We start from the raw sequence: 13,996 nt of genomic DNA on the forward strand, positions 1-13,996 counted from the left end.
GCTAACTAAAGCTGCATAGCTTAGAAAATAATCCGCCCATAGCTCATATTTCTGCTTTGAATGATATCGATTAGTTGGTGTGTGTCTGAGTTCATTAGTACCAAGAATTGTACAGCCTAAAATGGGGTAATTCATATGAATTACCCCATTTTTTTAAAAAAATATTAATCTTAGTGCGATTTAAACATGTCTAGATTTAGTTGTGCTATAATTATAATAGTTTTCTTAAATACGACAAAAGTTTTTAATTTTGTCGTATTTAAACGTGTCTAGAAACATTTTTAAGTGCTGTCCAGCTCTGGATAGAGGAGATCATGCTAATGAAATTTTTAAAACTACACATGGTTCTATTCTCATCGTTATTATTGGCGGGGAGTGGTCTGAACCATCAAACAGTTCATGCCGCCCCGCAACCAGTGGCACCGCAAGCGCAAACTAATGACTTTGCAGATTTAGCCCCCCAGCAACGCAATTTTATTAATCAGGTTCGCCCCGGCGCCATTATGGCGTGGAAGCAATATGGGGTGCTTCCCTCCATTGCAATTGCCCAAGCAATTATTGAAAGTGGTTGGGGGACTTCCGGACTCGCCGCGCAAAGTCACAACCTGTTTGGAATCAAGGGTGCCTGGAACGGGCAAGCCGTCTTTTTACCAACCCAGGAATTTAGTGGAGGCGGTTATGTTACCATCACTGATGCCTTCCGGGCGTACCCCGATTGGTCCACGAGTATCCAAGATTACGGAGATTTTTTACATAGCAATCCCCGGTACGCTAATTTAATTGGCGTCCGTGATTACGTTTCGGTGGCCAATGCGCTACATGAGGACGGATATGCAACTGCTCCAGATTATGCCCAAACTCTGATTACGTGTATTCAACAAAATCACTTGGAGCGGGTGGACCAAGAGGCGTTCAATGCTCCGGATGATTACAAGGGGCCAGTTGGTTCAGGAGCGAGCACTAATACCACTCCGAACGGTCAAAATGAGAATGATCCGTACTCAAAAGGCGCCCCGACTGATTTCACCCCGACGCCGAACGTTGATAACAGTAGCGCAGTGGCTAACTATACTGGTGATGATCGGAATCGTGCTCCCCAAGTGGTGGCCTTTGATCCCCATGGGGCGTCAACAACGCCTACTGACAAGGCGGATCCAAATGAGGCTACGCTCGGTGATCCAGTTACGGTAACGGGTGATCCATACCAACCCCAAACTAAGCAGGTGGAATTAAAGGCGGCCACGCCAATTCAAACGAAGCTGCCGGAGTCGCCACTTAATCAGGCGCCCACGAAGCAAGTCCAACCGGTTAACACACCGGCGGTCGTTAATAAGCCAACGGTGACGAATGCGGCGAGCTCTCCGAACGCGAACCCATCGACCTCGAGTGATAATTAGTTGTCCATAGCACTTAGAAAAGCGTCTGATCAGATGCTTTTTTTCGTAGCGTAATGACTACTAATCAGGGATAGTATGATAGAATCAGCAACGTGATAACCGAATTAAACTGAAAGTGGAGTTAATGAATGACAAAACCGAAACACGAGCAACCCACGCGCCCCTGGCCCTGGAAACGGATTTTGCTAATCCTCGTACTGGTTTTAGTAGCAGCGGGATTATTGTTTACCGGCTCCCGCTACTATGCGAAGGATCAGCAGGTCGAACGGATTACCAGTGGTATTTTAAACGAACAGGAAAAGACGTTTGCGGATAATGTACAAATCACCGGGCGAACGGGGACCGTCACCTCTGATACCATGAAACCAGTGGTGAACTACTACCAGCAACATCCCCACGAATTAGCGGTCCTAAAGGATCAGTTAACGCAAAATAATGCTGCTCCGAATGGGTTCCGCTTGGTGAAAAAGGGCACCTACTTTGGGATTTTTCCGCACTATCGGCTCGCCATCACGCCCATTCGACCAATTATTCAGACCAACGCCCCTGGCGCCACGATTAAAGTTGACGGCCATTCAATCGGGCAAACAGATGCAGAGCAACAACTTCAAGCCCCGGACCTCATTCCCGGTTTTCACAGCGTCAAAGTGACCGCTGAGGTTGATGGTCAGCACCTGTCGGCCTTTAAACAGACCAGTTTTTTTGCCAATGAACACCAAAAGGTAACCGTCCCGTTAGCGATGTTATCGTTTCGGGTGAAGGGACCAGCTGGAGCTGAAATTTATGTGAACGATCAACGGCGGGGCACGATTGCAAACGATGGGACCGGGGCCGTCACCGATGTCCCAATGAACCAGCAGAACACGACCTGGCTACAAGTTAACGTGGATGGGCAAACGGTTAGAAGCGAGAACCGGACGTTAACGAAACGGGATAACGGGAAGTTGCTTAGTTACACCTTTCCGAGTGTGGTTAGTAAGGACGACAGTTTTCAGTTGTTCAAAAATTTATGGACCGGAATTGGAAACGCTACCAATTTAAACCAGAGTTTGGATGACCAGAACGTGGCGGGAAGTTTTCAGGACGGTACGAATAATCCCTATTACCAAGCGCTGAACGACGTGGTGAAGCAAAACCAACAGAGTCATTTCCAGTTTGGCACCATTCACCTTCAAATTGAAACAGTGCAGCCCCTGAATGACAATGCGAGTCTTGTAACGTATCGCGTTCAAAGTGACGTGAAGGTTAACGACACGACGGGAACTCTCGATAATCGTTATCAGGCTCGGGTAGGTGCGGGAGCCGGGCAACCATTAGTAATTCAAACTAATCAAATTGTGCAGTAAAACAGCATTCGCGGTTGCGAATGCTGTTTTAGTTAGTTGAGGTGGTGTTGATGCAAAAAGTCAGCAAGAATGAAGGCCAGCTTGTGATAGGTGGTTGCAGTGGGATGTAACCGCTGATCAGCTAGAGTGGTTTGGTAGTTGTCAGTGGTTAACAGGTCTGGGGCAACGGTCCGCCAGTCGAGCACGGGAATGTTAAAGTGGTGATAAACGGTGGTGAGGGCCTCGTCTAGCTCATCCAGGGTGTACTGACCAAGACCCGTGATGGTTTGATTATCGACCCCGCCATCGAACCGTTTAAGGGGCAAAATCCCGACTAAGGTAATGTTCGGATTCTCCTCCTTGATCCGGGTGATGTTTGTCGCTAATGTTTGGCTAACTTGGGAAAGCGGGGCGTCCGCATGGGCAAAGTCATTCGTGCCAAAGAACAGGGTGGCTAATTGATAGTCTTGAAAGGAATGCGTTTCAACCTGAAAGGTCAAATCACGTTCGGTAGTCCCGGTGATTGATCCCGCATTGACACCGGCATTGGTGATGTCCCAGTCGGTCAGAAATTGGTGTAAGTAGTATGAAAGGTTGTTGGTCAGATCCCGCGTTCCATCAAACCCATTGGTGATGGAATCACCTAACATGATTAAGTGCTTGGTAGTAGTCATAAGGTCCTCCGGTGTTTTTGTTTATCTTAACATAATCCGAAGGTTTCCTTATTGCTAGGAGAGAAAGATTAAGTTATTATTAAGCGTAAGATGATTACTCTATGGAGGGCAAACAAGTGAGTTATAAACGAGTTATATTAGTTGATTTGGCCGCCTTGGGACTGCGATCTGACAATGAGTCTGCTCAACATAATTCAGATAATGATACGTTGTTGACTCACGTTTTAAACCAATCAGCGGAATCGGCGTTACCAACCTTTCATAAGTTAGGGTTGTTTAACGTTTATTTTGATAGCGATGAGGAATCCGAGCATCCGCCGATTGCGACGTACGGCCTCACCAGAACCCGCTCGATTGTAAATAAGGCGTGTTCGGGTCTGCGCGAGATGTTTGATTGTTCCTTGAGTTACCGGGTGTCTAGTGTGTTTGAAGAGGTCGGCAAACGGACTAATTCCATTACGATTTCTCGGTTTGTGAGCTACTTGTTCTCGCAGGAACACAGTCGGCACATTCAAGTCGGTAACGATCAGGATGCCTTTGCAGTTTTAAAGCACCAGTTAGAAAAGAACCAAGCCGGGTTCTTTTACCTCCAGGTTCCTAGTCTCCAAACGTACGCCCAGGAAAATGAGTTTGAAGCCTTTACGGATGCCCTAAACGAGGTGGATCAGTCCTTAAACCAGGTGATGGCGCAGTTACATGCCGATGACTTGTTGATGGTTGTTTCTAGTCGCGTGGGGGATAACCGCTCTAAAGACGGTTTTTCGACTTATAAAATTCTCCCGTTTATGCTCTACAATCAGAACCTGAAAGCCAAACATCTCTTGGATAAACCATTTGTGTGTGAAGTCGGAGGGACCGTTTTGGCTGCCCTTGGCCTGCAACAGGATGTAATCTCGCCCAAACATAACTTGTTACCCAACTCAGAAGTAATAGTCGATTAGCTGCTGCCGTACAACGAAAGGATTTTAACATGTATCTACTTGTTAATATTATTGGGGTTTTAGTCTTTTTAGGAATTGCCTTCCTGTTTTCGAAGGATCATAAACACGTCAACTGGCGTTCGGTGTTAATCGTTTTGGTCCTAAACTTAGTGGTGGCCTACCTGCTGACCAACTTTAGTTTGGGTCGAGACTTAGTTAAAAGCGTGGCCGAGGGATTCCAGTGGTTAGTAAACGTTTCGTACACTGGGATTGCCTTTGCGTTTCCAGATTGGGTTCACGTAAAGCAAATGAACTTCTTTACCGCGGCTTTGATGCCAATCTTAATGATTGTGCCGTTGTTTGATATCCTAACCTACTTTGGGATCATGCCCTTTTGTATCAAGTGGATTGGCCGGGGCATGGCCTTTGTGACTGGCCAACCGAAGTTCGAATCATTCTATGCCGTTGAAATGATGTTTTTGGGTAATACAGAAGCCATGGCGGTTTCCAGTTTACAGTTAAAGAACATCTCAGCTAAACGGGTCCTAACGATTTCCATGATGTCCATGTCATGTATCACGGCCGCCATGGTGGGAGCGTATGCCCAAATGGTTCCCGGTCAGTACGTCTTGACGGCCATTCCTTTGAACATTTTGAATGCCATCATCATTACGAACCTGCTAAACCCGGTTCGGGTTAGTCCCGATGAAGACGTCATTTATCAGTTTGGGGGAAGCTCGGCTGCGGACGAACAAATTGCAGAAGAGACCGTTGCGGATCGTCCCGAAAAACCCCACAAAGAACCGTTTTTCTCGTTCTTAGGGGATTCCATCTTGGGAGCGGGGAAGTTGATCTTAATCATCGTAGCCAACGTAATTGCGTTCGTAGCACTGGCAGCTTTGATCAGTAAACTATTAGGGTTAATCAATCCCTGGTTGTCACTCGAACACATCCTGGGCACCATCATGTTCCCATTTGCATGGCTCATGGGCTTAGATGTCAACCATGCCTTCCAGTTTGCTCAATACATGGGAACAAAGTTAGTGACGAACGAATTCGTGGTAATGGGTGAGATTGCGCCCCACATTAATAACCACCACTTCTTTAGTCCCCACTACCAAGCTCAGCTCACGGTCTTTTTAACTTCCTTTGCGAACTTCAGTACGGTGGGAATGATCGTTGGTTGCTTGAAGGGAATTGTAAGTCGGGAAAAGAACGACTTTATTTCCAAAAACATCGTGTACCTCTTCCTGTCGGGAATCTTAGTCTCATTGATGTCCGCTGGAATTGTGGGCCTCTTCGTTTGGTAAACGAACCTTACATTTATAGAATAAATTAAAACGCCACTTTCGAAAGCAAGGGCGTTTTTTTAGTGGCCAACGCGTTTGGACCGGTAAAATGGGTTAGCTATGCTAAAATAGAGGCAAACTAAGAGATTGGATGTGAAGGAAATGCCATTAATGCGGATTGACATGGTAAAGGGCCGGCGGACACCGGACGAAATTAAACGGGTGATGCAGTTATCGTATGACCTAACGCGTAAAGACCTCGGGGTGCCAGAAGATGACCGGTTCCAAGTGGTGACGCAACACGAAGCATACGAAATGAAACTGATGGATGCCGGTTTAGGCATCAAACGGAGTGATGACATTTTGTTATTTGAGATTTTATCAACGCCACGGACCATGGGGCAAAAGAAGCAATACTGCCAGGACATGGCCCAGGCTTTTCACGAGGAACTGGGCATGGATCCAGCAGACGTTATGATTGTGTTTGCCACGAACCACGCGGAAGACTTTAGTTTCGGAAACGGAAAGCAACAATTTCTCAACGGAGAACTATCGTAATGGAAAAAATGATCATTGATGCGGATCCCGGAATTGATGATGCAGCGGCCCTGGCGGTGGCCATTAACCATCCAGCGTTAGACGTGCAGTTGGTGACCACGGTGGCTGGGAACGTCACGGTGGATAAAACGACCCAAAACGCCCTGAAAATCTTGGAATTTTTTGGCAAGGCCGAGCAAATTCCGGTCGCCGCGGGAGCGGCCCAACCACTGATTAAACCGTTTGAGGATGCCGCCAGGATTCATGGGGAATCTGGGATGCGGGGCTATGATTTTCCGACCCCGAAGATGGCGCCCATTGCTAAGACGGCGGTCACGGCGCTCTATGATACGATCATGGCTAGTCCCGAACCAATTACCCTCGTGCCCACGGGTTCGTATACGAACATTGGCTTGTTACTGGCCCAGTATCCAGCGGTTAAACCGAAAATTAAAAAGATTGTGGCGATGGGTGGCACCCTGGGCAAGGGAAACATGACCAGCGCTGCCGAATTTAACGTGTTTACCGATCCGGATGCGGCGAAAATCATGTATCAAGCGGGCATTCCCATTGTAATGATTGGCTTAGATGTGACCCTGCAGGCCTTGTTGACACCGGCAACGTTGGCAACAATCAAGACCCTGAACCGCGCGGGGGAAATGCTCCATGATATCATCAGTAGCGATGGGGATCAGAGTACGGCCGGAGTGGCCATGCACGATGTGAATACGATCTTTTACCTGCGACATCCGGAAGCGGTGACCACAGCGCCGTACTGGATTGACATTCAGACCACCGGTCCAGCGATTGGCGAAACGGTTGCGGATGTGCGTGGGGCTTATCACCAGGGCCGGACCAATGCCCTCGTCGGCACGGCCATTGATGCAGCCGCCTTTAACCAGTGGTTTATTGCGCAGGTGCGTGGGATGAAGTAGGCTGTGGTGATGTGTTAGCTCAAATTGAATTTTAAAGAACCTTTGAATTGGAAATTACAATTTAAGGGTTCTTTTTTATTTAAATTTTTGTTCTGTACCAAGTCAAGATCATGTTACTGGCCAATGGCAAGTTTATGCTATTTCTGACATTACTTTGAGTGATGGGACCGTTATCCATGCGGGAACTGATATTAATAAATACTTTACATTTAATTTAGATCGGAATAATGGAAAAGTTGTCATTAGCGCTAATAAAGATTTTTTAAATATTATCAATGACGATGTTAACCGAAAAAATGAAATTAAATGGAATGCATATTTTCAAGTTAAGCGGATTGCAACTGGCGAAAATATTACAAACATCGCTGAGGAAAGTTACAATGACCAGATTGTTAAAACAAATAAAGTATTTACGAATACTCCAAAACCGGTAACTCCTGCTCCTAACTGTCCTACTACGATTACTCCTGTATTACCAAATTGTCCTACACCTATTCCTGTTAAGCAGACTACCCCTGGACGAGTACAACCTAGTGTAAAAAAAGCAGTTAAGGAAGCTGTTCAACGTAATTTGTCACAACCGGATGCTCCGAGTGTCAAAATTACTGTACAACAGGTAGTTTCAACTATGGATAAGAAACAAGAAGTTAAAAGCGGGCTTCTTCCACAAACGGGACAAAATGAAAATAATAGTGATAAATCCATTGGGATTTTGCTATTAATTACTGGGATTTTAGGTAGTCTTGGTTTGGTTGGCCATCGTAAAAAAGAAGTGAACTAATTTACATTCTCCTTTTTTGTGAATTTTGAGTGTATTTAAACTGCCAGAATATTATTAAAATTTAGTTAATTAACTTTATTCGATTAACCTACGGGACCTCTAGCTAGTAAAAATAGTAATCAATTTATTCAATTACTTATAAAATTTAAAGAAACCAGCCCTACTAAAATAATTAGTAATCCTGGTTTCTTTTATTTAGTTAATGTTCTTTTTCATTTCTGTAATACAAATATCCCGTAAAGAACTGGGAATTGCAAATAGCTGCATAAACTCGTCCACGTTAATTTGATAGAGTTCTTTATCTTCTATGATAAAATGGAATTAATAAGTCAATGGCCCCAATGTTAGCTTTTTGCTCATAATGCGGTTTAAGCGCCGTAGAGAAGTTTAACTGAGCATCATTCGTATCACACTGGACTACATGACTAATTTCATGAGCAATAATGAGGGGCAATTGTTGCTGATTAGGCTCGTTTGCATTAATCACAATCGATCGTGTAGGAATGTCAGCAAATGACTTTGTTTCTGGCATCAACTTATCAGTGTACACCACACCAATATCATGATTTAACGCATAGTTAAACAGGTTATTTATGATCTCTTGCATCTCTGAGCCTCCTTAAAATTTCCAGAACAGTTTGCTTATCTTCTTCTGGAACTGGCTTTCCTCCAAACATCATAATGGTTTCTAAATCGTCTAAATCAGCGGTCGGTCGTTCCCCGTTCCCCAAGAGATAATCAGTGGAAACGTTAAAGTAATTGGCTACTTTCTTTAATTTTTGTGAATTAGCATTATCAACCCACTTCTGTAAAGTTCCATTAGGAAACCCCAGTTGATGTTCTAATTCGCGAATGGAAATATTTTTGTTTTTTGCTAATTCCTTAATCCGTTGATAAATCGACATTTTCAGCACTTTCCTTTCAGTTATATAGAATATTTTTCTATTTATTTGTTGAAATTTAGAAAATAAGTATATACAATGTTCCCTGTAATCTAATTGATTACTAAGAACAAATAACTCCAACAGACGTGTTGGCTTTTTATTTGTCACCATTGTAGACCATTCGTCTACAATAAGCGACGTAATTATAGATTACATAGCTTAATTAGTACTAATTACTCAAATCAAATTCTACAAATGGAGGAAATGAACATGGATCAACAAGTTTTAAAAGTACAAAAATGGTTAAATTCAGAGTATGGAAAGGTAAGTGGCTACACCAAGGTTAATGAAAATGGACAAACTGGTTGGAAAACCATTTATGCTTTACGTGAAGGATTACAGCACGAATTAGGCATTAATCCTGTATCCAGTGGCTTTGGGGACCATACTAAGTCAGCCTTAGCAGGCCAAGTAGCTAAATATCGGGTAGGTTATAAAGGCAACATCGCTAAATTAATTCAAGGTGCTTTTTGGTGTAAAGGTTATAGTCCAGCTGCCTTTAACACTAAATTTTCTAAGGATACTCAAATTGCCGTGGACAAACTACGCCAAGATGCCGGTTTACCCAATGGTAATTTAACGGTGTCCTTAATGGCCGCTTTGTTTGATATGAGTGCCTTTAAATTATTAGGTGATGGAACTACTGCTATTCGAAAAATGCAACAATACCTGAATCATAACTATCTTAGTTACTTTGGTGATGATTTAGGCCTAGTTCCTACCGATGGCCTTTATCAACGAAACACTAACACCGCCTTAATTTATGCTCTACAAGCAGCCGAAGGTATGTCTACTAATCAGGCAAATGGAGTTTATGGTCCTGGTACAGTGAGATTAACGCCAACGATTTATCAAGGGACTAGTGGACCGATTGTTAAAGTGATTCAATATGGTTTAATGGTAAACGGATTTTACGATGGACCCTTTGACGGGATTTACGAAAGTAACGTAGCTAATGCCGTATTGAACTTTCGGAATTTCATGAAGCTTCCGCCTTACAATGGCTCCGCTAACTTAGCTGTAATTAAAGGATTATTAACCTCCAATGGTGATATTAACCGTGACTCCGACGCTTGTGATACCTCATTCCAAGTCTCCAGTTCAACAGCTAAAAAACTCAAAAGTTATGGGTTTAATTTAATTGGTCGTTATTTAACTGGAACGGTGGGTCCTGGTGCAGATAGACGACGTAAAAACTTAACTACTGGTGAAATTGAAGGTTTGGTCAATGCTGGATTAAAAATTTTCCCCATTTACCAAGATAATGATGGCGATCAATCGTACTTTACCTCATCTCAAGGAAGTCATGATGCCAATATTGCAACTTCAGCTGCAGCTAGATTGGGATTCCCTGAAGGAACTACCATTTATTTTGCTGTGGATACTGATATTCTGGATGGAGATATTCCTGGGACCGTTCTTCCTTATTTGGCAGCTGTTAAACGCCATTTGGGTAATAATTACAAAGTAGGTGCTTATGGAACTCGAAATGTTTGTGCAAAAGCCTTAGACCATGGTTATGCCGTAAATGCTTTTGTTTCTGACATGTCAACTGGATACAGTGGTAACTTGGGTTATAAAATGCCAAAAAATTGGGCAATTGACCAGTTTACTGAGTATAATTTTGCTGGGATTGCCACTGACCAAGATGCATCATCAGGAAGAAATACAGGAACCAATCAATTTGTTAAAAAGACAAATTACAAGCCTATTCTTGATGTTGTGCAAACAATTACTAACAATACTGAATTAGAAATAGATACTCCGATTACAACAGTTAATTTTTCTGATTCCTTAAAAGTAGTATTAACTGCCACAAATCAAATTTATAATTTAAATAGTAGTAATATTTTTAACATTACAAATGGGTCAATGCCTACAGCAGATGTTTCAAAATGGATCGCTTATAAATTTAATTTACCTAATCCAGTATCAGATGTTATTGTTGGTGGTCTAAAAAAATTTTCTGTAGCCAAAGATATCATGGATGGAGAATTAACTATTTCTTATTCTGTTGATGATGACGGATTTTATACCGTATCTTTTAGTATTAATATTTACAAGGTTAAAATTAATAATGATGACTATACTACAGAAGGGAATTTACAAATTGATTTAAAAATTAAGCCATATAATATTCCGGTAGTAAAACAATATGCTGAGGCTATAGATTTTGTAAAAGCAAAATGGTCAAAAATTGTTATTGCTGTTATTATTGCATTTGTAGTAATTGGAGGGGCTATTCTTATTGCTAGTTCCCCACTTACTTTAGCAACAGTAGCTAGCGGTTTTGCTTCTATCTGTGTTGATATTTATGGTATTATGTCATAATTTAAAATGGTAATGAAGATATTAATTAATATCCTCATTACCGTTTTTAGTTTAAATATTTTTTAATTTTTTTATATGTGATTCTCTTTTTTTAAGAAAAGACGATAAAAATATAAATAAACAAAATTCACTAGATATAAAACCATATAAAAGAAAAAGAAGAACATAAGTAAATATTTTAGGCTTAAATTCATTATATTGAAAAACAATAAGTATAAATAAAATTATAGATGTTATAAATAAAATATAGTATACTTTTTTTCTTTTCATTAAAATTAAATAAATATAGTCCTTAACAATTAGATCCATTTTCCTAAGATTTCGTTTTCTTCTTTTTTTCCCCAATGATGTCAATAAAAACAACATAAGCAAATATAATTCAAATCCCAAAATAAAAAAAAGGAAAAAATTAATTGTAACATTGTTTGTAAGAATTAATCCCAAGTTAATAATAGTTAATATTATTTCTAATATGCTTAAAATAATTAAACTTGATTTGATGACTTTTTTATATCTATAGTAAGTAATCATAGTTTTATGTTTTTTCATTAGTTATTCTCCATTTATAAATCTAATACGGGTTAATCAATAAGTCTTCAAATAAGATATAATATACATTTTTCACTATAATCTACTTCCATAATATTTACTGAACTAATAATTGCAAATTTTAGATACACTTCAAAAACAAAGATAAAAAATATATTAAATTATCTACTAACAAATAAAAAAATTATAATTCTTTTGTTGATTAGGAATTTTTTGTTTGTTCAAATTTCATCGAATTCCTTTTGCAACTTAATTTTTAATTTTTTTCCAAATTTGATTCACCCGAATTACCAAATTGACAAATTTTATGTGATACAAAACCAATTGATAACTTATGTTCCGTCCATTGAATTAACTGGTGCTTTTTGAAGATAAGCTGTATTTGATAAATTACAGCTAATGTCTTCATCAAATTTCAGAATTTCTGCAATTAAATGTTTCTATATTCCATAATAGTCCTATTTTTAATAATTAAATCCCTTAGTTTTAAAAGTATAACATTAATGATAGGGAAATTATTTGAGCCGAAAAAAAGAGAATTCCAGATTGTTTAATGGATAAGATAAAATATTTATGTGTCTTTTGGGTGTACCCTAATTACCCAAATTAGAGTACACTTTTTCTTTACCTTGCAACGCTATATTTTATGTACGTTTTGGTGGGTTTTGGGTATGATAAAATCAATGGTTAATTATACTGTGTATTTTAATTTTGGGGTAAGGGGCTTCCGCTATGAAATTTGGCTATGCAAGAGTAAGCTCAGTTAGTCAAAATTTGGACCGATAACTTAAGGCTTTAAAAGAAGCTGGCTGCGAACAAATTTACCAGGAGAAAAGATCCGGAAAGAATTTAGAGCGCCCCGAATTGCAAAAGCTTTTGCAAATAATTCATGTTGGCGATGAAGTCGTGGCTTTGGATCGATTAGGGAGAAATAACCAGGATATTATGAGCGTTATGAATCAGATTAGAGAAAAGCAGGCCATTATCATTACCATCGTTTGAGGGGGTAACGGATCCAAATCTAAAAGCACTTTTAAATAACCTCATCATTGAAATTTATAAATACCAGGCAGAAGCAGAACGCCAAAAAATCAAAGAACGGCAGCGACAAGGAATTGAGCTTGCAAAACAAAATGGCTCATATCGAGGCAGGGATAATAAATACTCACTCAATTCAAAGGACCCACAGGGTCGATTAATTGCTCAAGGTATGATCAACATGTTTAATGCTGGTTTAGGGAACAGTCAAATTGCTAGAAAATTAGGAGTCAGTCGGAAAACTGTCTACAATAAACGGAAAAAATTTGAAGCTAAAGGAATCATTTAACCTAGTCAGATCCGCATAACTATTTTATTGGGTTAACAAATTAATATTCAGCGCGTTATCTTTAAGAAACACGAGGTGGCCAGCTTGGCAAATTTACCCGATAAATATGAATTTAATCTAGCAGAAAACAGACGTTACGCCCAGGACACCTTGATCCAGCTAGTACACACTATTTCTCGTTTTGAAGGAGTCAAAACGACGTTAACGCAAACCAAAATGATCATTGATGGTATGAGTGTCCAGGGCGTCCCGGTTGCAGATATTTTAACGATTGTTAATTTAAAACGGGGCTGGCAATATATTACTAATTTAAGTCATCCCCTAGATTTACAGGTCGAAAAAGAAATTAATCGTATTGTGGCCGCTGAAGATTCACTGGATCCGGGTAGTTTTCGATCGGGAGCTGGGAATGTTGATTTAGGCTTAGGAAAGTCATTCGAACCTCCGCTAGTTAATGAAAAGCAAGAACAGGTTTTTTTAAATAAAACTTTACAAGATACTAGCTTAAGTACTACTGATCGGGCGCTCACGATTATGTACCACAACATGCGAAATCAAATTTTTTGGGACGGAAATAAGCGGTCTGCAGTTTTAGCAGCTAACAAAATCATGATTGATGGGGGAGCCGGTTTAATTAATGTTCCATTAACCAAATGGGGTAAATGGACTACGCTCATCAGTAATTATTATCGAACCGGCAAGATAAACAAATTAAAAAAATGGACTTATAATCATGGAGTGCAAGGAGTTTGAGTAAAAGAAAATAAGACTTTAGTTAAGCAACCTAAATCTCTTCAAGATGATTTAAGCCATAATAAGGGAAAGAAAAGATAGTTTTTGTTCATTAAGTACCTCATTTTTGTTCAGTTGTTATTTTAATGATAACTAAAAAATTGACGTGCTTTTTTTGTTTGGAAAATCTTTGGTTAAAGGAAAAAATATGCGAACCCAAGCCTAGGGGCCATGGTGGTCTCAGTCTAAAAAATT

The 13,996-nt window shown here is 40.4% G+C and carries 13 protein-coding genes and 1 pseudogene; 10 read left to right on the top strand and 4 right to left on the bottom strand.

What is annotated here, in order from left to right:
• Window positions 1-320: 320 nt before the first annotated feature.
• Complete coding sequence (locus M8332_RS01065; RefSeq protein WP_252780338.1) at window positions 321-1,397, top strand: glycoside hydrolase family 73 protein; 1,077 nt, start codon at window positions 321-323, stop codon at window positions 1,395-1,397.
• 128 nt (window positions 1,398-1,525) lie between these two features.
• The gene (locus tag M8332_RS01070; protein WP_252780340.1) at window positions 1,526-2,743 is read left to right on the top strand and encodes a PEGA domain-containing protein; all 1,218 of its coding nucleotides are present in this window, start codon (window positions 1,526-1,528) and stop codon (window positions 2,741-2,743) included.
• 32 nt (window positions 2,744-2,775) lie between these two features.
• Here the strand turns inward: M8332_RS01070 and M8332_RS01075 are convergent, their stop codons facing one another.
• Window positions 2,776-3,396 carry an SGNH/GDSL hydrolase family protein gene (locus M8332_RS01075; protein ID WP_252780341.1) on the bottom strand — a complete coding sequence of 207 codons (621 nt, stop codon included), beginning with the start codon at window positions 3,394-3,396 and terminating at the stop codon, window positions 2,776-2,778.
• Between the two features lie 116 nt (window positions 3,397-3,512).
• Here M8332_RS01075 and M8332_RS01080 point away from each other — a divergent pair, with 116 nt between their 5' ends.
• The 5 genes from M8332_RS01080 (at window position 3,513) to M8332_RS01100 (ending at window position 7,858) form a co-directional block, all read left to right on the top strand.
• On the top strand, window positions 3,513-4,337 hold the full coding sequence (locus tag M8332_RS01080) for a phosphopentomutase (RefSeq protein WP_252780342.1): 825 nt from the start codon (window positions 3,513-3,515) through the stop codon (window positions 4,335-4,337).
• A 29-nt stretch (window positions 4,338-4,366) separates the two neighbouring features.
• The gene (locus tag M8332_RS01085) at window positions 4,367-5,626 is read left to right on the top strand and encodes a NupC/NupG family nucleoside CNT transporter (RefSeq protein WP_252780344.1); all 1,260 of its coding nucleotides are present in this window, start codon (window positions 4,367-4,369) and stop codon (window positions 5,624-5,626) included.
• Between the two features lie 141 nt (window positions 5,627-5,767).
• Window positions 5,768-6,163, top strand: coding sequence for a tautomerase family protein (locus M8332_RS01090; protein WP_252780345.1), 396 nt, complete (start codon window positions 5,768-5,770; stop codon window positions 6,161-6,163).
• Entirely contained in the window at window positions 6,163-7,077 is a 915-nt protein-coding gene (rihC, locus tag M8332_RS01095; RefSeq protein WP_252780346.1) for a ribonucleoside hydrolase RihC, read from the top strand. Before M8332_RS01090 ends, rihC begins: the two co-directional genes overlap by 1 nt.
• Before the next feature lie 46 nt (window positions 7,078-7,123).
• Window positions 7,124-7,858 (top strand): LPXTG cell wall anchor domain-containing protein, encoded by a 735-nt coding sequence (locus M8332_RS01100; RefSeq protein ID WP_289847037.1) that lies wholly within the window; start codon window positions 7,124-7,126, stop codon window positions 7,856-7,858.
• A 298-nt stretch (window positions 7,859-8,156) separates the two neighbouring features.
• Here M8332_RS01100 and M8332_RS01105 read toward each other — a convergent pair whose 3' ends face one another.
• Together M8332_RS01105 and M8332_RS01110 are read right to left on the bottom strand one after the other, a co-directional pair.
• Window positions 8,157-8,465: an ImmA/IrrE family metallo-endopeptidase gene (locus M8332_RS01105; RefSeq protein ID WP_252780348.1), complete on the bottom strand. Its 309-nt coding sequence runs from the start codon at window positions 8,463-8,465 to the stop codon at window positions 8,157-8,159.
• On the bottom strand, window positions 8,446-8,913 hold the full coding sequence (locus tag M8332_RS01110) for a helix-turn-helix domain-containing protein (protein WP_252780349.1): 468 nt from the start codon (window positions 8,911-8,913) through the stop codon (window positions 8,446-8,448). The genes M8332_RS01105 and M8332_RS01110 overlap by 20 nt, the downstream gene beginning before the upstream one ends.
• 99 nt (window positions 8,914-9,012) lie before the next feature.
• Here M8332_RS01110 and M8332_RS01115 point away from each other — a divergent pair, with 99 nt between their 5' ends.
• Window positions 9,013-11,133: a glycoside hydrolase domain-containing protein gene (locus tag M8332_RS01115; protein ID WP_252780350.1), complete on the top strand. Its 2,121-nt coding sequence runs from the start codon at window positions 9,013-9,015 to the stop codon at window positions 11,131-11,133.
• Between the two features lie 51 nt (window positions 11,134-11,184).
• Here the strand turns inward: M8332_RS01115 and M8332_RS01120 are convergent, their stop codons facing one another.
• Window positions 11,185-11,682 carry a hypothetical protein gene (locus M8332_RS01120; protein ID WP_252780351.1) on the bottom strand — a complete coding sequence of 166 codons (498 nt, stop codon included), beginning with the start codon at window positions 11,680-11,682 and terminating at the stop codon, window positions 11,185-11,187.
• Between the two features lie 732 nt (window positions 11,683-12,414).
• On the opposite strand from M8332_RS01120, the pseudogene M8332_RS01125 reads away from it, so the two are divergent.
• Both M8332_RS01125 and M8332_RS01130 read left to right on the top strand, forming a co-directional pair.
• Window positions 12,415-13,009, top strand: a pseudogene (locus tag M8332_RS01125) (recombinase family protein).
• Between the two features lie 84 nt (window positions 13,010-13,093).
• Window positions 13,094-13,762, top strand: coding sequence for a Fic family protein (locus M8332_RS01130; RefSeq protein WP_353937855.1), 669 nt, complete (start codon window positions 13,094-13,096; stop codon window positions 13,760-13,762).
• Window positions 13,763-13,996 lie beyond the last annotated feature (234 nt).

Source organism: Fructilactobacillus ixorae (assembly GCF_024029915.1).
Taxonomy (GTDB): Bacteria; Bacillota; Bacilli; order Lactobacillales; family Lactobacillaceae; genus Fructilactobacillus; species Fructilactobacillus ixorae.